Source organism: Streptacidiphilus sp. PAMC 29251, from assembly GCF_054208735.2.
In genome coordinates this window covers 5609153-5635347 of the sequence record NZ_CM135725.2, presented here as the reverse complement: position 1 = coordinate 5635347, position 26195 = coordinate 5609153, and the positions used below count along the sequence as shown (strand labels likewise).

Here is a 26195-nt window from a genome sequence, read left to right as displayed (position 1 = left end):
CCGGGACCGGGACTGGGGACGTGGCTGGGGCTGGAGCTGGGGCCGAGAACGGGACGGCGGCTGGGGCCGGGCGCGGGCGGGAGATTGGAGGCGAAAACGGCGCCATGGCCGGGGTCGGACGCGAGGCCGGAACCGAGGACCAGGTCATGGCCGAGGCCAGACGCAGACGCAGGCGCAGGCGCGAGGCCGGGGCTGAGGACAGGGCCGGACGCGGACGCGAGGCCGGAGCCGAGTACCTGGCCATGGCCGGGGTCGGACGCGGGGCTGGAGCCGCGGTCGGGGCGGGGGTGAGGTGGGCGGCGGGCGGGGTGGGTCCGGCGAGGGCTGCGAGGAGTGACAGGGCGCTGGTGGCGGCGGTGGGGAGGGGTGTGGGGGCGGTGACAGCCGACGGTTCGGGGAACGCGGCGCCGTGCCGCGGCTCCGGGCCGGTTTCCGATCCGCGCGCGGCCGAGGAACGGTCCACTGCCCAGGAAACGGGCGCGGTCGAGGAGCCGCCTGCGGCCGTCAGACGCTGTACCGGGATGTCGGCGGCCGCCGCCACGCGGGAGGTGACGGCCGGAGCGGTGCGACCCGCGAGCCGCTGCACCGACGCGGACCCGGCTGCCGACGTGGTGTCGCGCAGCGGCACCGTCCTCGACCCACTCCGCGGCAGCGGCGCCGCAGACCGGAACGGCTGGTGCGGCACCAACGTTCGGGCCGGGGCCAACGGGCGTACGGGGTAAAAAAGGTGACGAAGCGCAGGCGGCTCCGCGCCCGGCGACCGGGGCTCGGATCCGGCCGCGACAGCGACCGCTGCTCCCGGGAGTCCGGCCTGCTCCACGGCCCTGCCCTCGGTCGCCCGGGACGAAGCCGAACCAGGATCGCGGCCGACCACGGCCAAGGAGCGCTGCACCGGCCGCGCCTGACCCGCCAGGATTCCCGAAGGCCCGGGCACCTGGGCCTCACCGGCCGCGACCGGCCATTCCTCAGCCGGGGCTCCCGGCACCGCCGGCCGTGCCTCCGACCCACTGGGGCCCGCAGGCGCGGACGTGTCTGAGGCCAGCCGCAACGAACCGATCGCCGACACGGTGACGGGCGCGGTCGGCATTGCGGGCACTACAGCAGCAGATGCTTCATCAGATCGCGTGCTCAGAGGAGATGTTGACGGACCATCGGATATCAGCGGACCTTGCACTGTGGCCCGCTGCACCGTCAGCGGGGTCGCGCCTGCGGGTGGCGCGGTCACCGGGGCGCCCAGCAGTGGACGGCGGCGCGGCGTCGGGGCACGGGCGGGAACGGGGACCGTGGGCGAGTCCGAGCCGGGAGCCTGGGGGGTGGGCAGGGGCCGAGCCCGCGGGCGGGAGAGCCTCCGCTCGGTGCGTCCGGCCGGGCCCGCTGCACGGGCATCGCGCCTCCCGAGGACGGGGCCGCGGGGAGGGCGGAGGAGATGGGCGCCCCGAGTCCGCGCGGTATGGAGGAAGCCGGGCCGGGGGCGGCCATTCCCCGCTGCACGTTCGTACGGAGCGGCGCCACCGGGGACGGCACCGGGCCCCGCGCGTCGACCTCGTGATCGGGCCGCCCGGTCGGCGCCAGCGGCGGCGGTGTGGCGACCGTGGGCCGCAGGCCCGGGGTCAGCCCAGGCCCAGGGGCCGCGGGCGCGGGTGGCGGCGTGCTGTCGGCCGGGGCGACGGCCGTCCGCACGGGCGTCGCCTGCAGGGTGGGGGTCCCGCCCGGGCGGGACGCCGGGGTCGCTGCAGGGAGGACTCGGTGCTGGGCCTGGGCAGGAGCCGGCGCCCTGGTCAGCGGGGTGGGCTGGGCGCGACGGGGGCGTACCGGCGCGACCTGTGGGCCGAGCCTGCGGGTGGCCGAAACGGTGCGCTGGACCGCGACGTCGGCCGCTTCGGCCACGTCGTCCGCTGCTTCCACCGCGACCGGGAGGGACAGTGCGGGCTCGCCCAGCCCCCCGGAAGGCCCCGCGACGGCGGGCGCCAGTACCCCCCTGATCAGGCCGGTCGGAGCGCCGTCCAGGACGGCGTGCGACAACGTCCCGCTGAATGAGGGGTTCTGCCAGGTCGTCAGCGACTGCGCGAAGTCGCTGGACGCGACGGTGTACCGGGCCGGTCGGGCCGTCGCGCGCTGGATCGGCGGCAGCCCGGCCCAGCCCGGCCGTCCGCCGACAGCAGCAGCAGCAGGCGCGGCAACGCTCTCGGACGCACCCGGAAGGCCCGGCGCGCCCCCGCGTCCCCGCAGTCGGTCGAAGATCCCCATGGCCTACGCCCGCCCCCTCATCGCTCGGCCGTGGCCCGGGTCACGAGCGCGGCGATCTGCTCGGCGTACCGGCGGCGGTCATGGTGTTCGAGGTCCAGGATGTCGTCCAGGCTCCAGTGGAAGTGGTAGGCGATGTACGCGACCTCCTCATGGATGCGGTCGGTCGCGTACGTCACGATTCCCCCAGGCGGCTCCCGCCGAGCTCGACCTCGAACGGCTGCTCGCAGTGCGGGCAGGTGACTCCGGCCCGGGTGTTGCCCTCGGCGTTGATCTGGCGGTAGAAGTCCTGCAGAAAGGCGAGGTCGGAGGCGAACATCTGCTCCACCACGCCGTCGTGCACATGCTCCACCGTGCCCAGCCGGGTGATCACCAGGCCGAGCAGGACCACCGACAGATACGCCGGGTTGTCCCGCACCCGCCGGTCCTGCAGCGGGATCAACTCGTCCCTGGCGGTGGCCAGTCGCATGATCCCGTCGCGGTGCACGGCGCCGACGGCGTCCACGTACCCGCGCGGCAGCTCGAAGGCGAACTCGGTGCGCAACTGCTGCCGCACCGGCGCCGGTTCGGCCGCCGGGGGCGCCCCGGTCGCCGGTGCCACCGGGGCCGTCGCCGTCGCCGGTCCTGCCGGGACCTCCCCGGCGGACGATCCCCGACGCATTACTCGGGTACCAGGTCTTCGTAGACGATGGTCGCGGTCTCGGTGAGCGCGTTCGGCGCGCCGGCCGTCACATCGCCCGGTACGACATTGCTGCACCAGGCGTTCGTCAGGTGGTACCGCTTCACCGGGTTCATCTGGGTGTCGTAGAAGATGACGGTGGCGTTCTTGCGGGCCGCGCCCATGTTGCCGTTCTGGGAGAGCTTGTGCCAGTCGCTGAAGGCGGAGCTCTGGGTCACGCCGTAGACGACGGTGACCTCGCCGGCCTGGCGTCCGCCGGGCATCTTCTTGATGATCGGCTGGCCGCTCGCCGAGTTCTGCTTCAACTCGATGACGTCCTGGGTCGACTTGTAGCCGCTGATCGACTGGAGGTACTCCAGACCGACACCGTCGATCTGGATACCGAAGTTGGCTGCGGTGAGCGACTCACCTGGCTGAAGCGCCATTTGACCTGGTCCTTCTGCTCGAACTGACGACTGCTGACGGACTGCTGAGAGACGGCTCGGAGACTGCTACTCGTCCAACTCGCCACCGCCGCTGGAGAACTGGGCCAGTCGGAAGACCACGAACTCGGCCGGCTTGACCGGGGAGACACCGATCTCGCAGATCACCCGGCCGAGGTCCACGGACTCCGCCGGGTTGGTCTCGCTGTCGCACTTCACGTAGTAGGCGTCGTCCGGCGTGGCGCCGAACAGCGCGCCGCTGCGCCACTCGGTCACCAGGAACGCGGAGATGTTTCGCCTGATCCGGGCCCACAGCGCCTGGTCGTTGGGCTCGAAGACCACCCACTGGGTGCCGGTCAGGATGGACTCTTCGAGGTAGTTGAAGTACCGGCGGACGTTGAGGTAGCGCCAGGCCGGGTCGGAGGAGAGGGTACGGGCGCCCCAGATCCGGATGCCCCGGCCGGGGAAGGCCCGGATGCAGTTGATGCCCAGCGGGTTGAGCAGGTCGTGCTCACCCCGGGTGACCTGCATCTCCAGGTCCACCACGCCGCGGACGACCTCGTTGGCCGGGGCCTTGTGCACGCCGCGCTCGAAGTCGTTGCGGGCCCAGACCCCGGCCATGTGGCCGCTCGGCGGCACCATCCGGGTCTGGCCGCTGGAGGGGTCGAAGACCTTGATCCAGGGGTAGTACAGCGCCGCGTACTTGGAGTCGTAGCCGGCCGTCTCCTGGCGCCAGACCATGATCTGCCGGGCGTTGAGGCCGGGCGGGGGGTCGATGACGGCGAGACGGTCGCCCATCAGCTCGCAGTGCGCGATCAGGGCGAGCTGAACCGCCTTCACCGCCTCCAGGTCGATGGCGCCGCGCTGGTAGGCCGCCATCAGGTCCGGCACGGCGACCATCGACACCTCGTCGACGGCTTCCAGGCCGCCGAAGCCGGTGCGGTCCGCGGAGTCGCCCACGTACTCGCGGATGCCGACCTCGTCGGCGCCCTCGTCCACGCGCACCGGGGACGCGGCGGCCGGGGAGGAGGAGGCGGCTGGCGCGGCGAGCGCGACCGACTGGTTCTCCGGCCGGGCGAGCTGCGCGGCCGGCGCCGCCTCGGTGACGGTGATCAGCTTGGAGCGTTCCTTGACCTGCGTGACGACATAGGACCGCTGGCCCTTCTTGGCGCTGACGTCGAAGGTCTCGGCCGCCTTCTCGCCGTCCCTGACGACCAGTCGGAAGCGGTCGGCCGGGCCCTCGCCCTCGGCGTCGGTGACCTCGACGCTGATCCCGCTGCCCGCGCCGGGCGCGATCGCCGACACCGTGAACGTGCCGAGCTGCTTCGCCTCGCCGGCGGGCAGCGCGGCCGCCCGGGCGCCGCGGCCGGCCGTCACCGCGGCCGGGTCCTGGGCGCCGGCGCCGGACACCCCGCCGGTCACCCCGCCCACGCGGACCACATACGCGGAGGAGCCGCCGTTGTTGAAGAAGCCGTAGACCGAGTGCGCCAGGTAGTACCCGTCGGTGAAGTCACCGAAGGACGCCACGTACTGCGACCAGTTGGTGACCAGGGTCGGCTCGTTGAGCGGTCCGGTCGGGGCGAGGCCGACAAAGGCGGCCACCGAGGTGCCCACTCCCTCGATCGGACGCGCACCGCTGGCCACCTCCTCGACGTATACGCCTGGTGACAGGTACGACGGCATACTCTGCGCTCCTCGGGATACGAGACAAGACTGAGTCAACATTTCCAGTCCCCTGGCCGCACCGAAACGTCCCCCGGTGCCCGACCGGGGGCAGTGCCGCTGCCCGACCGGTCAGCCCCGAAGGGCAGCCCGGGCCGGGCCGGGCGGTCAGCCGTCGCGGTCAGCCGTCAGGTCAGTAGTCGCGGTCCGAGTCGTCGAAGGTGCGGCGGCGGCTGCGGGAGCGGCGGTAGGACTGGCTGCTGGGCTGGCTGGCGGAGTAGTCCTCGGCCTCCGGTGCCGCGTAGTTGACGTGGGGAGTGCGGCTCCGGGCCCGGTTCAGGCTCGCCAGCGCGAGGGCCGGACCCCGGACGGCCTGGCCCCGACTGCGACTGCGACTGCGACTGCGGTGGCGGCTGCGGCTCCGGCTGGGAGCGCGAACTGCCGCGCTGCGCGCGTCATCGTCGTAGCCGTATGTGCTCGACGCACCGGACTGGCGCAGGCTCGCCAACGCGACGGCGGGACCCCGGACCGCCTGGCCCCGACTGCGACTGCGGTGGCGGCTGCGGCTGCGGCTGCGACTGGGCGTGCGGCCCCGCTCCGGCTCGCCGGCGGTGCTGCCGTAGTCGTCGGCCCGGCGCGTGCTCGGGGCCGGGGTGCGGTTGCGGTGGGCCCGGACCGTGCTGCTGGCGCGGTCACGGGGGCGGCTGCGGGCTCGACTGCGGGAGCGGTAGGAGGATGCGGCCTCCTCGGGGCTGCGGCTGCGGTCACTGTCGGCGTCGAGATCCGAGTAGTCGGACATGGTGAGGCCCTCGGACGGTCCCCGGGACCGCAGTTGCGGGTTGCGAGCGCCGAACCGCCGCATCAGCCGGTCCTGCTCCCGGGCGTCCGGGTACTGCCCGGTGCGCATCTGCTGCCGCATCGAGACGGCCTCGGCCTGTTCCGAGGCGATCAGCGGCCGGGTCCGCCGGGTCTGGCCGGGACCGGTGAAGTGCGGAACCCGGTGCCCGCTCTCCACCATCGCCTCATAGCCAGCGTCCGACTGGCGGCCCGCCACGGTGCCGGTCTGGGCGTGGAACTCGGGCATGCCCGCGTAGCCCACCTGGTTGTGCACCAGCGCGGTGAAGGGATTGTCCCGGTCCCGGTCGGAGATGGCCCGGTGCTGGGCGTCCCGGTACTCGCTCCCGGTCATTCCGGTGGCGCCCCGGTGATGGAGCCGGTTGCCAGTGCCCTCGTGCCGGCGGTGCGCCCTGAGCGTCTCGGGATAGGAGGGCATCTCGGCCTCCAACCGGCGGATCGGCTGGCCCGCGGCGCCGGTCGCGGCCCGGCGCAGGCCGCTGCCCCGGGCGCCGACGTTGAACAGGACGCTGTGCTCGTGCTGGTGGGTACGGCCGGAGATCGGGGCCCCGTACTCCTCCTCCAGCAACTCCGCCTCGCGGGACCGGTAGCCGTAGGTGCCGCGGGCGGGTCCCGACTCCCGGCCGCTGCGCTGCACCGTCACGGCGCGGGACACCGCGGCGTTGCCCGCCAGACGCTGCAGGGCCAGCACCGAGGAGGCGGCCGAACTGGGCGTCGCTCCCGGGCTCCGCGCCGGCGCGGCCCGCTTCGGCTGCTTGCCCGGTTCCTCGTGTGCGTGCACTGGCCGCTCCCTGAGCTCCCGGCGAACCGGCCTCCGAATTCGCCCTCCCTCCCCATCCCTACACCGCGACCGCCCCGTTGCCGAGGGGACGCCGGGGCACCCGCGGCTGCCCGTTGGGGCAACCCCCGGGGTCAAGGCTTCGCTCACCGGCAGCGGGCCGCCTGTCAGGAAGGGATGTCCAGCCGGTCGCTGCCCTCGTCCGCGCGGCGCTCCCAGATCAGCGAACCCGAGCGGGCGAAGTCCGACCGGGCGGCGGCGTAGCAGGCACGCGCCTCCTCGCGGTCGCCCAGCGCCAGCCGGACCTCGGCGAGCACCAGCAGGATCCGGCCGCGGGCCATCGGCTGGTCCACCTGCTCCAGGATCTCCAGCGCCTGCCGCAGGTCCGCCTCGGCCTGCGCCGCCCGGTCCAGCGCGAGCCGGGCCTCGGCCAGTCCCAGCAGGGCGTAGCACATGCCGACCTGGTCGTGCTTGGCCCCGACGATGTCGACCACGCCGAGCAGCACCGTCTCGGCGTCGGCCGGGCGGCCGGCCTCCAGGTAGGCCCGGCCGAGCCGGTAGCCGGCCTGCGCCGCCCCCCGGTTGACGCCGATCCCGCGGGCCAGCGCCACCGCCTGCTCGCTGAGCCGCAGGCCCTCGCCGAGCCGGCCGGCGTCCAGTTCGATCTGGGCCAGTTTGCTCAGCGCGTGCACCTCCTCGGACCGGTCGCCGACCTGGTGCAGCGCCTCCCGGGCGGTCCGCAGCCGGCTCCCGGCCTGCTCCAGGTCGCCCCGGTGCTGGTCCACCGCGGCCAGCCGGGCCAGCACCAGGGCGGAGCCGTGCCGGTCGCCCAGCTTCTCGAACAACTGCAGCGCGGGGGCCAGGAACTCCTCCGCCTCCTGCATCCGGTCCTGGTGCAGCCTGAGCCCGCCCAGTGCCACGCCCATCGCGGCCTCGCCGCGGACGTTGCCGACCGCCCGGCAGGCGGCCAGCGCCAGTTCGCAGCCGCGCTGCCAGGAGTCCGGGTAGTTGCGGGTCTCGTAGAGCACCAGGGTGGACGCGACCAGGTCCCAGGCCAGCTCCGCCAGACCGGACAGCCCCGGCTCCGGGGCGGAGGACGCCAGGGCCGAGAACGCCAGGGCCGAGGCCTGCCGGGCCACCCCGGCCAGGGCGAGCCGCTCGGCCTCGTACCAGTCCAGCGGCGAGGCCAGCAGGTCCTCCAGCAACTCCGGTGCCAGCGCCCGTCGCCGGGTCCGCCCGTGCAGGACGGAGTAGTCGCCGCCGTACTCCCGGCGGTGGGCCTCCTCGGCGATGGTCAGCCAGCTCGCCATCGCCCGCTCCCTGGCCTCGGCCTGCAGCGGCCCCTGCTCGTCCTGCCGGGCCAGCTCGCAGGCGTAGAGCCGGAGCAGGTTCTGGAAGCGGTAGCGCAGCTGGCCGGTGGCGTCCGCGCCGACCACCTCCAGCAGCTGCGCGTCGGCCAGCACGTCCAGCAGCCGCTCGGCCTCGAAGCCGTCGCAGTCCATCAGCGCCGCGGACACCCAGGTCGCGGTGTCCGGCACGTCCAGGGTGCTGAGCAGCCGGTAGAGGGTGGCCGCGTCCTCGGGCAGGTAGCGGAAGCTCAGCGCGAAGCTCGCCCGGATCTGCGACTCGCCCAGGCTGAGCTCGTCCAGTCGGCGGCGCTCGTCGGCCAGCCTGCCGACCAGTTGCTTGATGGTCCAGTACGGCTTGGAGGCCAGCCGGGCGCCGGCGATCCGCAGGGCCAGCGGCAGCCGGTCGCAGAGGTCGCCGAGCTTGCGCAGTTGCTCCGGTTCGGCGGTCGGCCGGTCGCCGGTGATCACCCTGGCCAGCAGCTGGTCCGCCTCCGCCGGGCTCAGCGCGCCGAGCTGGGTGCGCACCGCGCCGTGCCGGATCGCCAGCTGCTCCAGCGGCTCCCTGCTGGTCACCAGGACCGCGCAGCCGCCGCTGGCCGGCAGCAGCGGGCCGATCTGGGCGTAGCTGCGCACATTGTCGAGCACGATCAGCACCCTGCGGCCGGTGAGCAGGCTGCGGTAGAGCGAGACCCGCTCGGCCAGCCCGTTCGGGATCTGCTCCCCGGGGACGCCGAGGCTGCGGAGGAAGCGGCTGAGCACGTCGGCGGCGGCGGTCGGCTCGTGGTCGGGGTCGTGGCCGCGCATGTCGACGAAGAGGCGGCCGTCGGGGAAGCGCTGCGGATCGCTGTGGGCCCAGTGCACCGCCAGGGCGGTCTTGCCGACCCCGCCGACCCCGGTGACCAGGCCCACGGCGGGCGGCTGGTCGTCGGTCCGCGGGTGCAGCAGCGGTTCCAGGGCCTTGAGCTGAGGTATTCGTCCGGTGAAGGCCGGGATGTTGGGCGGCAGGTCGGAGGGGGTGACCCGGACCTCCGGCGGCTCGGCCGGGGATCCGGCGCCGGCGGCCGACTCCGGGGCGGCCGGCCGCGGGGCGGCCAGCAGCGGGGCGGCCAGCAGCGGATCGTCGCGCAGCAGCGCCTCATGGAGTTCGATCAGCTCGCGGCCGGGCTCCATGCCCAGGTCGTCGATGAATCTTCGGCGCGCCTCGCGGAAAGTGGCCATCGCCTCGGCCCGGTGCCCGGAGCGGTACTGGGCCAGGATCAGCGACTGCAGCGAGCGCTCCCGCAGCGGGTGCTCGCGCAGCAGCGCGGAGAGCTCCGGCATCAGTTCCCGGTGGTTCCCCAGCTTGAGCTGCAGCATCGCGAACTCGTCGAAGGTGACCAGCCGCTGCTCCTCCAGACGCCTGGCCTCGTCCTCGACCTGGCGGCCCAGCACCCCGGCCAGGACCGGGCCGCGCCACAGCCCGAGCGCGGTGCGCAGCTGCTCGGCGGCCGGCCCGGTGCGGCCCTCGCGGGCGTCGACGGCGGCCCGCGCGGTCAGCCGCCGGTACTGCAGCAGGTCGAGTTCATGGCCGTCGCTGTTGAAGCGGTAGCCCGGGTGGGCGGTGCTGATCACCTCGCCCGCGCAGCCCTCGGCCTTGAAGGTCTTCCGCAGGGCGGCGACGCAGATGGCCACCTGGGTACGGGCGGTGGCCGGCGGGCTGCTCTGCCAGACGGCGTCGGTCAGGGTGTCGATGGAGACGCTGCGGTCGGGCGAGAGCAGCAGCAGTGCCAGAATGGTGCGCTGTCTGGAACCGGCGATCGAGAGCCTGCGGCCGGCCGCGGTGACCGACAGGGTTCCCAGCACGCCGAACGACCACACCACAGTATCGACCCGCTCCCCTGAACAGTCCCCGCCCCGGGGCAGATGGTACGCGAGTGGGGCTGTCACCGAAGGGGTTGCCGGGGCTCCTCCGCGGTGGCCGCCGATATCGCCGTGATATCGGCGCAATACAGGCAGCCCATAGTCTCCGTGCTGTCGGCGAGACCCTCGCCGCTCCCATCGGAGAGACAGCCACGAGGCGGAATCGTGTTTCACAGACAGCGGGGCGGGCGCGGCGACGCCCAGGCTCGGCCCACGTCGGCGGTCGTGCGCCTGAGTGCCGTCGGCAAGGCCTACGGCAGCGGCGACAGTCGGGTGGTGGCCCTGGACGGTGTGTCACTTGAGTTCCGCCCGGGCAGCTTCACCGCGATCATGGGCCCGTCCGGGTCCGGCAAGTCCACCCTGCTGCAGTGCGCGGCCGGACTGGACCGGGTCGACAGCGGCGAGGTGACCCTGGCCGGGGTCGACCCGGCCCGGATGTCGGAGACCGCGCTGACCAAGCTGCGCCGGGAGCGGATCGGCTTCATCTTCCAGTCCTTCAATCTGCTGCCGTCCTTGACGGCACGTCAGAACGTGGAGCTGCCACTGAAACTGGCCGGGGTGCGGCCGCAGAGGGCCGAGGTGGACCGGGTGCTGTCCGGGATGAACCTGCTGGACCGGGCCGGGCACCTGCCCAGCGAGCTCTCCGGCGGCCAGCAGCAGCGGGTCGCGATCGCCCGGGCGCTGGTCACCAAGCCCGAGGTGCTCTTCGCCGACGAGCCCACCGGCGCCCTGGACACCCGCACCTCCAGGGACGTGCTGGCGTTGCTGCGCCGTATCGTCGCCGAGGACGTCCAGACCACCATCATCATGGTGACGCACGACCCGGTCGCCGCCTCCTACGCCCAGCGGGCGGTGTTCCTGGCCGACGGCCGGGTGGTCGACCGGATCGACGCCCCCACCGCCGAGACCGTCGCCGCCCGGATGGCCCACCTGGAGCCGGACGACGACGACAACGACGAGGCGCCCGCGGCCGCCACGGTGGGAAGTGCGCCGTGCTGAGCATCGCCCTCGCCACCGTGCGCACCCGCTGGGTGAGCTTCGTCGGCGCGTTCATCGCCCTCGCCCTGGGCACCGCGCTGATCTCGATGATGTCGCTGGCCCTCGCCGCGACCATCGGCACCCCGCACCAGGGCCCCCAGCGCTTCGCCGCGGCGCAGACCGTGGTGGTGCCGGCCGACCCGCGCGGCGACCCGATGGAACTGCCCGCCGCCCTGCCCGCCGCCCTGGTGGCCAAGGCGGACGCGGCCGGCGCCACCGTCAGCGACCGCACCTTCGACACCGCCTGGCCGAACGGGCCCGCGGACGCGGTCGGCCACGGCTGGAGCTCAGCCGCGCTGACCCCCTACCGGCTGACCTCGGGCCGGGCCCCGGCCGCCGACGAGATCGTGGTCGGCTCCGACAGCGGCCTCAGGGCCGGCCGCACCGTGCAGCTGCTGACCCCGCTCGGGGTGAACCACTACACCGTGGTCGGCGTGGTCGGGCAGAAGTGGTTCGAGAGCGCCGTCTTCTTCGCCGACACCGAGGCCGCCCGGCTGTCCCCGCCGGTCAACGCCCTGGCCGTGGCGGCCGGTACCGGCGCGGTGCGCGGCGCGGTCGGCGCCGGACCGCTGGTGCTCGGCGGCGACGACCGGCAGCAGGCCGACCCGGACCCGTCCGGCGGCTCCGACGCGCTGATCAACGCCCAGTCGATGGCGGCCACCACGGCCGGGATCGCGGTGTCGGTCGCCGTCTTCATCGTCATCGCCACCTTCGCCTTCGTGGTCGAGCAGCGCAGCCGCGAGCTGGCCCTGCTCCGGCTGGTCGGCGCGTCCCCCCGGCAGGTACGGCAGATGGTGCGGGCCGAGGCCGGGCTGATCGGGGTGGCCGCCGCCCTGGTCGGCTGTGTGCTGGGCTGCGTCGGTGCGGCCTGGCTGAACAGCTGGATGATCGACAACGGGGTGGCCCCGGCCTGGTTCCACATCGGGATCAACCCGATCGCGCTGTTCGTGGCCTGCCTGCTCGGCGTCGGCTCGGCCGTGCTCGGCGCCGCCGCGGTGGCGCTGCGCGCGTCCAGGACCCGTCCGGTCAGCGCCCTGCGCGAGTCCGCGGCCAGCGGCAAGGCGATGACCCCGGTCCGCTGGATCCTCGGCCTCGGGCTGCTGGCGGCGGCCGTGGCCACCGGCCTGAGCATCGCCGGCGACAGCCCGGTGTACGCGGTGAACCCGCGCAAGTACGGCATGGTGCCGCTGCTGTACGTCGGCGGTCTGGCCCTGCTCGCCCCGGTGCTGCTGCGCCCGGTCGCCCGGATCGCCGGCTGGCCGCTGTCCCGGTTCGGGGCCGGTTCGCTGATCGTCCGGCAGAACACCCTCAACGCCCGCCGGCGCACCGCCGCCATGGTCACCCCGGTGGTGATCGCGGTGGGCCTGGTGGCCGCCATGGTCTGCATGCAGACCTCCGGCGACCACACCAGGGTCCAGCAGGCCCGGCAGACCTCGCACGCGGACCTGGTGGTGCTGCCCGAGGTCGGCGCCACCCTGGACCGCAGCGCGACCACCGCCCTGAGCAGCCTGCCCGGCGCCACCGCGACCACGGTGACCAGCGCCCACATCTACATCGGCGACGCCAAGGGACATGTGCTGGACTCGCTGAACGGCAAGGCGGTCGCCCCCTCCGCCATGGGCACCGCGCTGACCCCGCAGGTGCTCGAGGGCAGGCTGACCGGCCTCGGCGACGACTTCATCGTGGTCGACTCCCGCACCGCCAAGGGCGACGACCTGACCCTCGGCCAGAAGCTCACCGTCTGGCTGCCCGACAGCACCGTCACCCACCTGGTGATCGGCGCGATCATCCAGACCGGCCTGGCCGGCGACGACACCTATCTGTCCAGCACCCCGGTGACCGGTGCCCTGCCCTCGATGGCCTGGGTGGAGCTGGCGCCCGGCGCCACCACGGCGGACGCCGCCGCGGTCGCCTCCGGGCTCGCGCAGCAGTCGGTGCAGGTCGTCCCGGCCGACGCCTACTTCAACGCGATGACGGCCGAGCAGAAGAAGGAGACCCAGACCGCCGCCGTGGTGATCCTCGGCATCACCGTGGGCTACTCGCTGATCTCGGTGGCCAACACCCTGATCATGGCCGCGGCCGGACGCCGGCGGGAGTTCGCCGCACTGAACCTGGCCGGGGCCACCCGGGCCCAGATCCTCCGGGTGGTGGGGGCCGAGTCACTGCTCGCGGTGCTGATCGGCACCCTGCTGGCCGCGATCGCCGGCGCGGCGGTGGTGGTCACCCAGCGGCTGTCGCTGCGCCACCTGATCAGCCGGGTGCCCACACTGATCCCCTGGGCCGAGCTGTGGCAGGCGGTGGCCCTCTGCACCGCGGTCGCCGTCACCGCCGGCGTGCTCTCCGCCTGGCGGACCACCCGGGGCAGCTCCATCCAGGCCGCGGCGGCCCGCGAGTAGCCCGCGAGCGTTTTTGACCCCGCCGCCCGGAAAACCCTGGAAAGAAATCCGGGCGGCGGTGTCGGATCGGGGCGGGGCTGTTCGTTGTACGGGTGAGAGGTCGCCCGGCAGGGGCGTCCCGGAGCACAGGAGATGACGCGCGATGCAGTACCTGGTTTCTGTGATCACCGACTCGACCGAGCTCGCCACCGCGGACGAGATGGCGGCGATCGACGTGTTCAACGACCGGCTCCAGGCCGAGGGCCACTGGGTCTTCGCCGGCGGCCTGGGCGGGCCCGACACCGCCACCGTGATCGACAACCGCGGTGCGGAGGCACTGTTCACCGACGGGCCCTTCGTGGAGTCGAAGGAGTTCTTCATCGGCTTCTGGATCATCGAGGCGGCCGACCTCGACGTGGCGCTCAAGCTGGCCGCCGAGGGGTCGAAGGCCTGCAACCGCAAGACCGAGGTGCGACCGTTCCTGGAGAACCCGGCGTGACCGACGTCCAGGAGGCGATCACCCGGGCCCACCAGCAGGAGTGGGCCCGCGTGGTCGCCGCCCTGACCAGCAGGCGGTTCGGCGATCTCGACATCGCCGAGGAGGCGGCGGCCGAGGCGTTCGCGACCGCCGTCGAGCGGTGGCCCGCCGACGGTGTGCCGCCCAACCCCGGCGCGTGGCTGACCACCACCGCCCAGCGCAAGGCCATCGACCGGATCCGGCGCGAGAACCGGCGCGACGACAAGCAGCAGGAGGCTCAGTTGCTGTCCGACGACGACCCGCCCGAGCCGGTCGGCGCCATCGACGACGAGCGGCTCCGGCTGGTCTTCACCTGCTGCCACCCGGCGCTGGCGCCGGAGACCCAGGTGGCGCTGACGCTGCGCATGGTCGGCGGCCTGACCGTGGCCGAGATCGCCCGTGCCTTCCTGGTGCAGGAGACCGCCATGGGCCGGCGGATCACCCGGGCCAAGGCCAAGATCAAGGCGGCTCGGATCCCCTACCGGGTGCCGGCCGCGGAGGATCTCCCGGTACGCGTGTCCGGCGTCCTGGCCGTGCTCTACCTGGTCTTCAACGAGGGCTACCTGGCCACCGGCCCCGACACCGACCCGGTCCGCCAGGACCTGACCGCCGAGGCGATCCGGCTCACCCGGCTGATCCGCGCCCTGCTCCCGGCCGACGGCGAGGTCGCCGGGCTGCTGGCGCTGATGCTGCTGATCGAGGCCCGCCGTACCGCCCGGGTCTCGGCCAGCGGCGAGATGATCGCCCTCGACCAGCAGGACCGCGGGTCCTGGGACGCCGCGCTGATCGCCGAGGGCCACCGGCTGGTACGCGAGCGCCTGGCCGCCGGCGCGGCTCCTGGCCGCTACCAGATCCTCGCCGCGATCAATGCCGTGCACACCTCCGCCCGCGACATCCGGGACACCGACTGGTCCCAGATCGTCGCCCTCTACGACCAGCTGGTCCGGCTGGACCCGTCGCCGATCGTCGCCCTCAACCGGGCCATCGCGATCGCCGAACTCGACGGCCCGGAGGTGGCGCTGGGGGCCGTCGATCGCCTTGAGGACAAGCTGCTCGACTATCACCCCTACCACGCGACCCGCGCCGAGCTGCTGCGCAGACTGGGCCGGAGTCAGCAGTCACGCGCGGCCTACGACCAGGCCATCGCCCTGGCGGCCAACCCCGCCGAGATCACCCACCTCACCCGCCGCCGCGACCAGTTGGGGCAGCGCCCTTCGAGTTGACGCGGCATCGGAGGACGGAGCGATCGCATGGGTCTGTACACTGACTGCCCTCAAGACGGCATCGGGGCTCGTGGCCGAACCCGGCCGGCTGTGTCGATGCGAATCGAAGGGTGTGTCGGTGGCGCACTACGGATCCCCCCTCCCCGAGAAGCCCTCCCTGGAAGGGCTGGAGGCGAAGTGGTCCGCCTTCTGGGACGTGGACGGCGTCTACCGATTCCAGCGACCCGGGACCCGCGACGAGGTCTTCTCCATCGACACCCCGCCGCCCACGGTCAGCGGCTCGCTCCACGTCGGCCACGTGTTCAGCTACACCCACACCGATGTCATCGCCCGCTACCAGCGCATGCGCGGCAAGCAGGTCTTCTACCCCATGGGCTGGGACGACAACGGCCTGCCCACCGAACGCCGGGTGCAGAACTACTACGGCGTCAGGTGCGACCCGTCCCTGCCGTACGACCCCGGATTCCAGGCGCCGACGCCGGTCTCCGAGCGCACCGGCAAGGACCGGAAGGCGCCGGCGGTCAGCATCTCCCGCCGCAACTTCGTGGAGCTGTGCGAGGAGTTGACGCAGCGCGACGAGCAGGTCTTCGAACAGCTGTGGCGTCGCCTGGGCCTGTCCGTGGACTGGTCCACGACGTACACCACGATCGGGAAGGCCGCCCAACGGGCCTCCCAGGACGCGTTCCTGCGCCTGGTCGAGCGGGGCCAGGCCTACCAGTCGGAAGCCCCCACCATGTGGGACGTCAGCTTTCAGACCGCCGTCGCCAATGCCGAGGTCGTCGACCAGGAGGTCACCGGGGCCTACCACCGCCTGGTCTTCCGGGTCGGCGAGGAGGACGTCCCCATCGAGACGACTCGGCCCGAACTGCTGGCGGCATGCGTCGCGCTGGTCGCGCACCCCGACGACCCGCGCTATCAGCCGCTGTTCGGCAAGGAGGCCGTGTCGCCCCTGTTCGGCGTCCGGGTGCCGGTGCTGGCCCACCCGGCGGCAAGCCCCGACAAGGGCAGCGGCATCGCGATGGTCTGCACCTTCGGCGATGTGAACGACATCCTCTGGTGGCGCGAGTTCCAACTCCCGCCCCGGCCCGTCATCGGCCGGAACGGCCGTCTGCTGCCGGTGGAGTTCCACGCACTCCCCTGCGCGGACCCGGATCGGGCCCAGCAGGTCTACGACACCCTCGTCGGCAAAACCGTCCACAGCGCGCGGGAGACGATCGTGGAGGCCCTGCGCGAGGCCGGCCGCCTGCTGGGTGAGCCCCGGCCGACCACGCGGCCGGTCAAGTTCTACGAGAAGGGCGATCGGCCGCTCGAGATCGTCAGCAGCCGCCAGTGGTTCGTCAGGACCGTGGAGCACAGCGCGGAACTGCTCGCGCGCGGCCAGGAACTACATTGGCACCCCGGGCACATGAAGGCCCGCTTCGACGACTGGGTGCGCGGGCTGAACACCGACTGGCTGATCAGCCGGCAGCGATTCTTCGGCGTGCCCATCCCGGTCTGGTACGTGCTCGACGCGGCCGGGCAGCCCGACTTCACCTCGCTGCTCCTCCCGGACCGGGCCGAGCTGCCGGTCGACCCGTCGAGCAGCTGCCCCGCGGGCTACACCGAGGAGCAGCGGGGCGTGCCGGGCGGCTTCGTCGGGGAGAACGACGTGATGGACACCTGGGCGACCTCGTCGCTGACCCCCCAGCTCGCCTGCGGCTGGCTGGAGGACCCCGAACTGTTCGCCCAGACCTATCCGATGGACCTGCGCCCGCAGGCCCACGACATCATCCGGACCTGGCTGTTCACCACGGTGGTGCGCTCCCAGCTGGAGCACGGGGTGCTGCCCTGGCGCCATGCGGCACTGTCCGGTTGGATCCTCGACCCGGACCGCAAGAAGATGTCGAAATCGCAGGGGAACGTGGTGACCCCCGGGCACCTCCTGGACGAGTACGGCGCGGACGCCGTGCGCTACTGGGCCGCCAAGGGCCGGCCGGGGACCGACACGGCTTTCGACCCGCAGCAGATGAAAATCGGTCGCAGGCTGGCCATGAAACTGCTCAATGCGAGCAAGTTCGTGCTCAGCGTGCCGGCCCCGACCCCCGCGGCCGAGGTCACCGAACCGCTGGACCAGGCCCTGCTCGCCACCTTGGCCACCGTGGTGCGGCAGGCGACCGACTCACTGGAGGCGTTCGACTACGCCACCGCGCTGGACCAGGTGGAGCGGTTCTTCTGGTTCTTCTGCGACGACTACGTGGAACTGGTCAAGGAGCGGGCGTACGGCCAGGCCGACCAGCAGGGCAGCGACTCGGCGCGGCTGACGCTGCGGCGTGCCCTGGAGCTGTTCACGCTGCTGTTCGCGCCGGTGCTTCCCTACACCACGGAGGAGACCTGGTCCTGGACCCACCAGGAGTCCGTGCACCGGGCTCCGTGGCCGACCGCCGAGGCGGCCGGCCAGGCCGCGTCCGAGGAGCAGCGGCGGCTGGTGGACGCGGCGTCCGTCAGCATCGCCGCAGTCCGCAAGGCGAAGTCGACCGCGAAGGTGTCCCAGCGTGCGGAGATCGCCCGCGTGGTGATCGGGGCCCCCGATGCCGTCCTGGACCGGATCCGGATGATCAGCCAGGACATCCGGGCCGCCGGCCACATCACCGAACTCGTCTACCGGAGCCAGGACGGGGACCTCACCGTGACCGCGGAACTCTAGCCACCCAGCTCAAGCAGTGAACTACTTTCCGGTGACCGGGTCCGCGTCCGGATTGGGCGTGCTCAGATCGAAGTACGAGCCGGCCGGGGCCGCACGGTGCGGGGAGAGCGGCGGTACGGCCGGACGCCCTGCGTCCTCCCAGCCGAGGACGGCAATCGCGCGCTGCTGGGTGAACAGCGAGGTGCCGTCCTCGGAATAGGTCCAGGGCTCGAAGGCGACCATCCTGCCGATGGCCCGGAACTGCTCCACTGCCTCGGCCCAGCGCTCGCTCCGGACCAGGAAGATCGCGAGCCAACTGCGCATCACATTGATCCGGATGTTGGCCGGATCGGCCGCCGCCAGGTCGATCAGCGCCTCGTCGATCGCCCACTGGACCTGTTCGCCGCGCCAGAACGCGGGACGCGGCTCGGTGTCCGTGGGCCGGAGTTCACGGTTCAGCAGGTCCAGCCGCAGCAGGCTCAGCAGCGAGCCGTCCGGAGCAGCGGCGATGGCCTGCTCGGTGAACTCCAGGACCAGGTCGGTCGAGCCGAACCAGCGCGGCAGCCAATAGCTCTGCGCGGAGATGTGGGCCAGGACATGGTGCGGGTCGCGCGCGAGCACCTCGGCCCAGACCGCCCGGAACTCGTCGTTCTTCCACTGCAGGCCCTTGGCCGCTCCCAGCAGCACGACCCACGGCGTGGGGTCGTCCGGGCTGAGGGCGGCCGCCTCCCGACAGAGCTCCGGGACCTGGCGCAGCACGCGGAAGAAGCCGTCCCACTGCTCCCGGCCGACCTTGCTCGACACATCGCTGCTGCGGATCTTCCAGGCCAGTTGGACCAGTGACGACGCCTCGATGGCTGCCGCCGCCGGGTCCTGCGGGTGGGCCTGCCGCCATGCCTGCAACCAGCGTTCGTCCTCCGCCGCGAGACCGGCGAAGATCGAGGTGTAGAGGTAGCGGCGTTCCCAGTCCCGCCCGGTCTCCCACATCAGTGCGCCGACCGGCTGCCAGTTCCCTCCCTTCGCGGCGAGGACCGCGGCGTCCAGGGCCGGGTCGTCCACCGACCGGTCGGTGCGCAGCTCCGCCCGCAGCGGCAGCCCGTACTCGGCCGGCTGGATGGTCCGGTTGCTGCTCGCGCCCTTGGTCGGACCAGCGGCTGCCCTGGCGGCGGTGGCGGTAGCGGCCTTCGGCGGGCGCCCCTGACCGGTGATCCGGTCCAGGAATCGTGGCATGACTGTGCTCTCCCTCATTCTCCTGCTAGGACAACTGGCTTATTAGCCCGCGTAGTTGACTGGTCGACGGGCGACTTGCCACGACCGCCTCGACGGCCGGCTGCAAGCGGTCGGCGAATCCCTCCGGCAGCAGTTCGGTGCGGAACTCGAAGCGGTGGGTGTGGCTCCAGGACAGCGGCCAGCCGCCGCGCCCGGCATCGGCGACGGTGACCTGCACCAACGACCGCAGCCGCCTGCCGAAGTCGGTACGCAGGTGCTCGTCCCGCAGTCGGCCGGTGGTGCCCTTGGCGATCCTGGGTTCCGGCAGTCGGTCGCAGAGCGCCGCCAGCCCGCCCCGGTCCACCACCTCCAGTACCTGCATCAGCGTGGGGTTGCCGCCGCTGACCACGGCGGCTGCCGAAAGCAGTGGCCCCGCCTGCTCCAGGGCCCGGGCCCGGCCGGCGGTGTGCAGCAGGGTCGCCCAGTCCACCTGCTGCTTGCTGTTGTTCTCCGGCTTCCAGACCGAACGGGCGACTGCCGCGAACAGCGGCGCGGGGAAGTGCAGGAACTCCATCGCGCTGCCGCTGTCCCGGCCCCGGCCGTCCTCCGGCAGCGCCTCGATCGCGGCGACCCGCTCGTCCATCGGCGGGTGCGAGTCGTAGGGGGTGGTCGCCCGCTTCGGCAGGTCGCGCCGGATCGCGTCGAGTTCCTCGATCCGCTCCGGGTCGGCGAGCAGGTGCCGGAAGCCGCCGATGAACTCGTCCGTGTGCGGCAGCAGTCCGAGCTCGCTCGCGGAGGCGGCGTAGTGGCCCAGGTAGAAGTCGAACCCGGCGTCCAGAGCCGGGATCTGCCGGAGCGCGGAGGCGGCGTTGTCGCGCCCGGCGATCCGCACAGCCGCCAGGTCGGCGGCCCGCTCCTGGTCCCGGCTGATGGCCTGGGTGGTGCGCAGGTAGCGCTCGGCGTAGGCCTTGTAGAGGGCGAACATCGCCGCGCTCACGTTGTTGCCGCGGCGGAACGCGCGCAGCGTGTTCATCATCGAGTCCCGGCCGCGCTGGACCAGCCCGGCGAGCCGGGTGTCCTGGTTGGAGTAGTGGCCGAGTTCGTGCCCGACGACGGCGTCGAACTGGGCGGGGGTGAGCCCGATCAGCAGGGGCGCGCCGAGCAGCATGCGGCGCTTGCCGGGTATCAGCCCCAACAACCAGGACTCCTCGTGCACGGCCGCGTTGACGTCGGCGGTCATCCAGATCTCCTTGGGCGGCCGGGTCCCCATGGCCCGCGCGAGCACCTCGACCCGCTGCCACAGCACCGGCTGCTCAGGCCTGGTGACCCGTACGCCGGGGGGCTTGCGCATCCGGTTGCCGCGGGTGAAGAAGATGCCGCGGAGGATCGGCAGGCCCGCCAGCGCGCTGAAGCCGAGGGCGTACAGCACGAGCCGGGGGCTGGGGTCGTCGCTGCTGAGGACCAGGTAGTCGATCGCCAGCAACAGCGCGAGCAGCCCGAAACCCATCGCGTAGAACCCGACCAGCAGTCCGGCCGCCCGCACCGCCCGGCCCGAAGTCCTGGGCCCACTCGAATTGCCTGCTGCCACTGTTCCCCCGCCCCCGCCCGCCCTGGTGTCCCGCGGAGAGTACCGCCCACCACAAACGCCCTGCTCCGGGGGGGGTAGGGAGTTCACGAGCAGCGGTCGATGCGCAGCTTTGAGCACGATCCCCGGCGGACCTGGCACGTTCAGCGTCAGTCGAGGCCTTCGATGATGCGGAAGTCGCGCTCGACGCCGTCGGCAAGTACGGCCAGCGCCTCCTGGTAGGCCGCACTCGCGCGTGCGGCGACCGCTTGTTCGAAGCTGTCGAACTCGATCAGGATGGTGCGCTCGGCGATTCCGGCGTCGTGTACGGCGACCCGGCTGCCGCGGCTGAGCACCCGCCCGCCCCCGGCCCTGACGGCTGGACCGGCCAGCTTGTCGTAGGCAGCCAGCTTCTCGGGGTCCGCGATGCTGCGGTAGACGCTGACCCAGTAGCCCTTGGCCACGGTAACCTCCTGTGTTCGGAATGGATGCTCAGAAGCATGCTCGGATCCACGGCCGGCGCGCTGTGGCTCAGCGAGCAGACGGAGACGGAGACGGCTTCGAAGTCGGACGGCTTCGATTCTCAGTTTCCGGTTCGACTCGAGCGGCCCGGGCCCGGCACACCGGCTGGGGCTGTGATCGGTGCGGTCTCGGGTGAGCGTCGGCGGGCGAGGGCGAGGCCGGCCATCGTCGTGATCGCCATCGCGGCGACGCCGACCAGCGCCGCGGTCGTGTAGGCGCCGTCGTTCGGGAAGAGGCGGCCCGTGGCGGTGCCGGCGGCCAGGACCAGACCGCCGATGGCGCTGCCCAGGGAGTAACCGACGCTGCGGACGACGTAGTTGAAGCTCATGGCGCTCGAGGTCTCGCTCGTGGGGGTGACGGCCAGGATGACGCCGGGCATGGCGGCCGAGAAGCTGCCGACGCCGAAGCCCAGCACGCCCATGGCCGCGAGCAGTTCGGCCAGGTCGGACCGGGCGGTGGCGAACAGGACGAACCCGCCGCCGACGATGGCGGCGCTGCCGGCCAGGAGCAGGGGGCCCTCGATCCGCGTCCGGACCCGCGGCGTGAGCTTGCCGGCGACGAACCCCAGCACGGAGAACGGGATGAGGACCAGCCCCGCCACGAAGGTGGTCAGTCCGAAGCCGTAGCCGGCGCTGTGCGGCGTCTGCGCGTAGCGGGTGATCAGCGTGAGCAGGAGGTACATGCCGATCCCGCCGACGAACATGGCGATGTTCGCCCCGGCGACCGCCGGGTGCCGTACCGCCCGGACGTCGACCAGGGGCGTCTTGGTTCGCAGTTCGGAAACGGTCCAGACGCAGAGCAGGAGTACGGCGGCGACGGCAAGGGTCACCGCCACGGCGAGGTGTCGGCTCCACAGGCTGCTCTCCCCGGCCAGGAACAGGACGAGGCCCAGTCCACCCGCCAGGACGAGCGCACTGGCCACGTTCACGTGAGCGGAGCGGCCTTCGGGAGCTGCGGGCATGGAGCGCCACGCGGTCACGAAGGCGAGGGCGGTGACGAGCAGGCCGAGGCCGTAGGCGGCCCGCAGTCCGCCGAACTCGGCGAGCAGCGCGGCCAGCGGGTAGCCGACGCCGGCTCCGATGATGGAGACCACTGAGATCAGGGCGATCGTGGCCGCGCTGCGCTCCTCGGGAAGATGGTCGCGGGCCACGCCCATCATCAGCGCCGTGAGAGCGAGTCCGACGCCTTGGGCCGCTCTGCCCACGAGCAGCCAGGCGAACGGCAGCGGCAGCACGGTGAGCGCGCTGCCGGCGACGACGACCGCCAGCGTGGCGAGAATCGTGGTCCGCCGGTGCGGACCGGCTCCGAGCCTGCCGAGGACGGGTGTGGCGACGGCGCCGCTGAGCAGGGCGATGGTCAGGGTCCACTGCGCGCTGTCGAGGGAGACGTGGAACGTGGTCGCCACGCTGGTGATGAGCGGGGTCCCCAGGCTGGCGACCGCCGCCACGACCAGGGCGATGAACATCAGGGCGGGGACCAGCAGAGGTGCCTCGGAACGTATCAGGGCCGTGCTCGTGGGCTGGTCATGGGCCTGGGCCGCGGTCACCGGTCCGACTCCTCTCGGGCGTGGCTTTCGAGCTCCGCCAGATGCAGCAGCGCCGGAAGGGCTGCTGCCAAGGCCTGGACCTCGTCACCGGTGAGTTCGTCGATCAACCGCGCGTACGCGTCGACGCCCGCCTGGCGTCGCGTCCGGACGTACGACGCGCCGGCCTCGGTCAGGCACACCAGCGTGACCCGCTTGTCGGCCGGATCGCCCCTCCGCTCGACCAGCCCGGCTTCCTCCATCACCCGAACCAGGACAGTGATCGCGGGCTGGGTGACGCCCTCGGCCACCGCCAGATCGGTGATCCGTCGCGGACCGGTCTTGTCCAGGGTCGCCAAGGTGGCCGCGGACGTCAGGCTCATGTCGCGGGGAAGACGTCTCACCGCCCTGGTGGCCAGACCGTAGAGAGCGGACCCGATGGCATCGGAAGCAACATGCGCGGCATCTCGGCGACTCGCGCTAGAAGCATAACAGATTTATATAAACTCTTTATACATATCTCGAGCCCTTGGGCGGGGCATGCTCGGAGCGTGCCAGATTCGTGCCAGATGAGGTGGTCAACACCGGTCATTCGCAGTCAGTAGCGGATCATCGGCGTGACACCGAAAGCAGCCGGCCCTGACCGTTGTGACTGGTCAGGGCCGTTCCAAGCGGAGAGCGAGGGATTCGAACCCTCGGCACGGGGTTACCGCACGACAGTTTTCAAGACTGTTGTCAAATCCGACGCCGTACCGACCCTGACCTGCACATACGTCACCGATCGCGCGGCGATCCGACCGCCATGGTCCCCGCCTGGTCCCCGCACACAGGAATCGTCCCAGCAGCGGTCATGCAGCGCCTTGGTCGTCCATCTTGGCGAGGAGCGGCTGAATGTAGTTCACAGCAAGCCAAGCGACAGCATCGACGCAGACAGCATCGCCAAAACCCATGCGGGCCTGATTTTCGTGGTCGAGCAGCTTGTAGTCAGGTGCCCCCATGAGAGAGGCATACTCCCGGGGCGTCATCCAACGTGCTTGGAGGTTGTCTTTCTCGATCCGAACCACAGCCTGCTTGGAGGAGCCGCCCCCGGTGGTGCGCAGGCAGCCGGCAATGTCGTCGGCCCGAATCTCCCACTGGGGGATTCCTCCGCGAGTACGCCGGTATGCCGTGCGGTAAACCACTCCACCGAGGGCCTTGAGCCCTTCGACGCGGGCTTGCTGCACATCCGAGAGCTCACCTCGGAATCGGGCCATCCGCGTCTCGTCCCACCACAGGTGCTCGACTTCAGACTCCGGGATCTGACTGACGAGGCGAGTCCAGCCTGTCCTCTTCAGCGGCGGAAGCGCGGGGAGCCTCGCACGGTGGGTCTTGAGGTCCGGGTCCTCGAAGATGCGATCAAGCCATTTCGGGCGCAGCTCGACGTTTCGCTCTTCGGGCTTCTCGAGCTCGGGCAGTTCCTTGCTTCCGATCAAGAACAACCGGGGGCGCGACTGGGGGACCCAGCGGCGGGCATCCAGCGTTAGCACGTCGACCGAGTAGTGGAGCCTGTTGAGTTCCTTAATGAGGGTTCGAAGGTCCTCACCGTCATGGCTGGTGGCGAGGCCGTTGACGTTCTCCAGGGCGATGACCTTGGGGCCGCGGTTCTTGAGGCGGTCGATGATCGCCGCGAAGTCCCAGAACGTCCCCGAATGCTTGCCCTCCAGTCCCTTCCGCTTACCAGCCAGCGAGAGGTCGGTGCATGGAAACGAAGCCCAGGCCACGCCCAGGTCCTGCGGAACGCCGGCTTTCACAGGGTCGTCGGCGATGACTTTGATGTCTTCGCACTCATAGTGCGCGGAATCAACGTCGCCGAAGTGCTCGCGATACATCTCTTGTTTCTTCACAGCGATATCGTTCGCCCAGGCGACCTTGAGGTTCTTTGCCTGTTCCAGGCCGAGGCGCGCGAGTCCGATGCCGGCGAAGAACTCCGCGACGGTGAAGACCTGCTCGGCTCCGGTCTGCTCGTTCTGCAGATTCTCCTGGGAGGCCTGGGCTGGCAGGGAGGTGCGGGTCAGCGGAGGAGTCACGGGTTCGATCCTAGGGCACTGGTCATAGATCACTGGAGTGATCGGGGATGGTCCGGAGAGTCTGCTCTGGCCACGGGGGCCCACCGGGCTGCTACGCCTGGCGTCGGTCAAGGCACGACTCGTGGCGAAGTCGCGCTGGAACTTCATGAGGCAGCCCCGGTGTTCGGATTGGCGCATGCCGGGCGGAGAGTCCTCACATGCAGTAAGTAACCTTCGATGATCAGACGCTCACACAACGTATATGACGCCACGGACAATGCCCGAGTCTCCGGCAGAGAGCCAGCTCAGGCGGCCATGATGGAGCCATGAACGAGGGAGCCGAATCGTGGGCGTCCACCCCGGGGGCCCGCGCCAGCATGCAGGCGAACCGGAGTCGAGATACCCGCCCCGAGCTGGCCCTGCGCAGGGCTGTGCACGCCCTCGGGTTCCGTTACCGAGTGGCAGCCCGGCCGTTGCCGCAACTCCGGCGTACTGCTGACCTGGTCTTTCCCAAGCAGTGCGTCGCAGTGTTCCTCGACGGCTGCTTTTGGCACGGCTGCCCGCAGCATCACACCAAGGCGGCCACCCACTCCGATTACTGGGAGCAGAAGGTCGCCCGGAACCGTGCGCGCGATCGCGACACCAATGATCGACTTGCCGCCGCAGGATGGGCTGTCCTCAGGTTCTGGGAGCATGAGGACCCTGCGGAGGCTGCACAGGCCGTGGCTGCTGTGGTCCGTGAGCGCCGGTCCAGGTAGCCCCGTCTGCCTGGTCAGTCCGTCTCCGGCTCTTCGGAGTCCTCTTCGAGCGACGGCTGAACGCGGTGTTCCCTCAGCAGGGTGCCGACCAGAGCCTCGACATCGATGGCCGCTGCAGCGGGCTCCGGGCGCCCCTCGACGAACGCGAGCCGCGATGCCGCGAGGTAAGCAAGGCGCGCAGCCTGCACGACGAGCACGCGACGCAGACCGTCTGAGACTTCGCCTCGCTCATGGGCTACGGCGGCGAGCCTCGATATGGTCTCGGCTCGGCGCGCTATTCGAATGTCGGCGTGTCCGCGCTCGCGGCGGGTGTCCTTGCTGATCAGGTTGAATTCCTCGGACGCAGGGAGCGTCACCGCCTCGGAGACCGGGGGGATTTTCTCGTTGAGGATCGCTCCGAACTTGCTCTTCTTGATCGCCTTCAGGTAAGCGGTGTATTCGACCGCGTCGAGCTGCTTCTTCTTGGCCGCCAGCTCCTCCTTGGTCTCCTTGCCGGCACCCGCGACTCTCTCGAACTCCCACAGCGGCCATAGTTCGATCTTCGCCACTTCGAAGACGTCGAGGATCCGCATCGCAACTGCGTCGGTCCGCTGATTGGTCAGATGGCGGCGGACCCGGGTGCGCAACCGCTCATTCGTCTGCCCCACATAGATCGGCTCGTCGTCGTAGTCGTAGAAGGCATAGCAGCCCCACTGTGCATCGGCCCACTTCCGCCCCTGCTCGTCTGTGGCGTCCAGAGCCTGGTCGAGGAGCTTGCGGAAATCTTGAACCTGAGGAGCTGGGAGAGAGCTGCGCTTGGGAGCCGAGTGTTTGGTCATGATGGCGCGGAGTCCTTGTCCTCGTGGGTGTTCAGTGCGACGTCGATTCCGAGA

21 protein-coding genes are annotated in these 26195 nt (G+C 71.5%); 7 read left to right on the top strand and 14 right to left on the bottom strand.

What is annotated here, in order from left to right:
- Nucleotides 1-104: 104 nt before the first annotated feature.
- Nucleotides 105-722 (top strand): hypothetical protein, encoded by a 618-nt coding sequence (locus ACXKR8_RS26610; RefSeq protein WP_462099864.1) that lies wholly within the window; start codon nt 105-107, stop codon nt 720-722.
- A gap of 499 nt (nt 723-1221) precedes the next feature.
- On the opposite strand, the gene ACXKR8_RS26605 is transcribed toward ACXKR8_RS26610, so the two are convergent.
- The 7 genes from ACXKR8_RS26605 to ACXKR8_RS26575 form a co-directional block, all read right to left on the bottom strand.
- Nucleotides 1222-2247, bottom strand: a complete 1026-nt coding sequence (locus tag ACXKR8_RS26605; RefSeq protein WP_462099863.1) for a hypothetical protein — start codon at nt 2245-2247, stop codon at nt 1222-1224.
- Nucleotides 2248-2264: 17 nt separating this feature from the next.
- A complete protein-coding gene (locus ACXKR8_RS26600) occupies nt 2265-2423 on the bottom strand; it encodes a DUF6760 family protein (RefSeq protein ID WP_458267098.1) in 159 nt (52 codons plus the stop codon).
- Entirely contained in the window at nt 2420-2905 is a 486-nt protein-coding gene (locus tag ACXKR8_RS26595; RefSeq protein ID WP_458267097.1) for a hypothetical protein, read from the bottom strand. Before ACXKR8_RS26595 ends, ACXKR8_RS26600 begins: the two co-directional genes overlap by 4 nt.
- Nucleotides 2905-3348, bottom strand: coding sequence for a phage tail protein (locus ACXKR8_RS26590; protein ID WP_458267096.1), 444 nt, complete (start codon nt 3346-3348; stop codon nt 2905-2907). Before ACXKR8_RS26590 ends, ACXKR8_RS26595 begins: the two co-directional genes overlap by 1 nt.
- 66 nt (nt 3349-3414) lie before the next feature.
- The gene (locus ACXKR8_RS26585) at nt 3415-5028 is read right to left on the bottom strand and encodes a phage tail sheath family protein (protein WP_458267095.1); all 1614 of its coding nucleotides are present in this window, start codon (nt 5026-5028) and stop codon (nt 3415-3417) included.
- A 172-nt stretch (nt 5029-5200) separates the two neighbouring features.
- Nucleotides 5201-6643 (bottom strand): hypothetical protein, encoded by a 1443-nt coding sequence (locus ACXKR8_RS26580; protein ID WP_458267094.1) that lies wholly within the window; start codon nt 6641-6643, stop codon nt 5201-5203.
- Nucleotides 6644-6807: 164 nt separating this feature from the next.
- Nucleotides 6808-9831, bottom strand: coding sequence for an AfsR/SARP family transcriptional regulator (locus ACXKR8_RS26575; protein WP_458267093.1), 3024 nt, complete (start codon nt 9829-9831; stop codon nt 6808-6810).
- A 282-nt stretch (nt 9832-10113) separates the two neighbouring features.
- Between ACXKR8_RS26575 and ACXKR8_RS26570 the strand changes: the two genes are divergently transcribed.
- The 5 genes from ACXKR8_RS26570 (at nt 10114) to valS (ending at nt 17724) form a co-directional block, all read left to right on the top strand.
- Nucleotides 10114-10887: an ABC transporter ATP-binding protein gene (locus tag ACXKR8_RS26570; protein ID WP_458267092.1), complete on the top strand. Its 774-nt coding sequence runs from the start codon at nt 10114-10116 to the stop codon at nt 10885-10887.
- A complete protein-coding gene (locus tag ACXKR8_RS26565; protein ID WP_462099862.1) occupies nt 10881-13322 on the top strand; it encodes an FtsX-like permease family protein in 2442 nt (813 codons plus the stop codon). Before ACXKR8_RS26570 ends, ACXKR8_RS26565 begins: the two co-directional genes overlap by 7 nt.
- A 142-nt stretch (nt 13323-13464) precedes the next feature.
- On the top strand, nt 13465-13800 hold the full coding sequence (locus ACXKR8_RS26560; RefSeq protein WP_458267090.1) for a YciI family protein: 336 nt from the start codon (nt 13465-13467) through the stop codon (nt 13798-13800).
- Nucleotides 13797-15041: an RNA polymerase sigma factor gene (locus tag ACXKR8_RS26555; RefSeq protein ID WP_462099861.1), complete on the top strand. Its 1245-nt coding sequence runs from the start codon at nt 13797-13799 to the stop codon at nt 15039-15041. Before ACXKR8_RS26560 ends, ACXKR8_RS26555 begins: the two co-directional genes overlap by 4 nt.
- Before the next feature lie 118 nt (nt 15042-15159).
- Nucleotides 15160-17724, top strand: a complete 2565-nt coding sequence (gene valS / locus ACXKR8_RS26550) for a valine--tRNA ligase (protein ID WP_458267088.1) — start codon at nt 15160-15162, stop codon at nt 17722-17724.
- A 21-nt stretch (nt 17725-17745) separates the two neighbouring features.
- Here the strand turns inward: valS and ACXKR8_RS26545 are convergent, their stop codons facing one another.
- The 6 genes from ACXKR8_RS26545 to ACXKR8_RS26520 all read right to left on the bottom strand — a co-directional run bounded on the left by ACXKR8_RS26545 (nt 17746) and on the right by ACXKR8_RS26520 (nt 24586).
- On the bottom strand, nt 17746-18933 hold the full coding sequence (locus ACXKR8_RS26545) for a hypothetical protein (RefSeq protein ID WP_458267087.1): 1188 nt from the start codon (nt 18931-18933) through the stop codon (nt 17746-17748).
- Nucleotides 18934-18958: 25 nt separating this feature from the next.
- Nucleotides 18959-20500 carry a M48 family metalloprotease gene (locus ACXKR8_RS26540; RefSeq protein ID WP_458267086.1) on the bottom strand — a complete coding sequence of 514 codons (1542 nt, stop codon included), beginning with the start codon at nt 20498-20500 and terminating at the stop codon, nt 18959-18961.
- 146 nt (nt 20501-20646) lie between these two features.
- Entirely contained in the window at nt 20647-20940 is a 294-nt protein-coding gene (locus ACXKR8_RS26535) for a DUF1330 domain-containing protein (RefSeq protein ID WP_458267085.1), read from the bottom strand.
- 119 nt (nt 20941-21059) lie between these two features.
- Nucleotides 21060-22463, bottom strand: a complete 1404-nt coding sequence (locus ACXKR8_RS26530; protein WP_458275087.1) for an MFS transporter — start codon at nt 22461-22463, stop codon at nt 21060-21062.
- Between the two features lie 77 nt (nt 22464-22540).
- On the bottom strand, nt 22541-22903 hold the full coding sequence (locus ACXKR8_RS26525; protein WP_458267084.1) for a MarR family winged helix-turn-helix transcriptional regulator: 363 nt from the start codon (nt 22901-22903) through the stop codon (nt 22541-22543).
- 465 nt (nt 22904-23368) lie between these two features.
- Complete coding sequence (locus ACXKR8_RS26520; protein ID WP_458267083.1) at nt 23369-24586, bottom strand: DNA cytosine methyltransferase; 1218 nt, start codon at nt 24584-24586, stop codon at nt 23369-23371.
- Nucleotides 24587-24891: 305 nt separating this feature from the next.
- On the opposite strand from ACXKR8_RS26520, the gene ACXKR8_RS26515 reads away from it, so the two are divergent.
- On the top strand, nt 24892-25323 hold the full coding sequence (locus tag ACXKR8_RS26515) for a very short patch repair endonuclease (RefSeq protein WP_458267082.1): 432 nt from the start codon (nt 24892-24894) through the stop codon (nt 25321-25323).
- Nucleotides 25324-25337: 14 nt separating this feature from the next.
- Here the strand turns inward: ACXKR8_RS26515 and ACXKR8_RS26510 are convergent, their stop codons facing one another.
- Nucleotides 25338-26141 (bottom strand): GIY-YIG nuclease family protein, encoded by an 804-nt coding sequence (locus ACXKR8_RS26510; protein ID WP_458267081.1) that lies wholly within the window; start codon nt 26139-26141, stop codon nt 25338-25340.
- Nucleotides 26142-26195 lie beyond the last annotated feature (54 nt).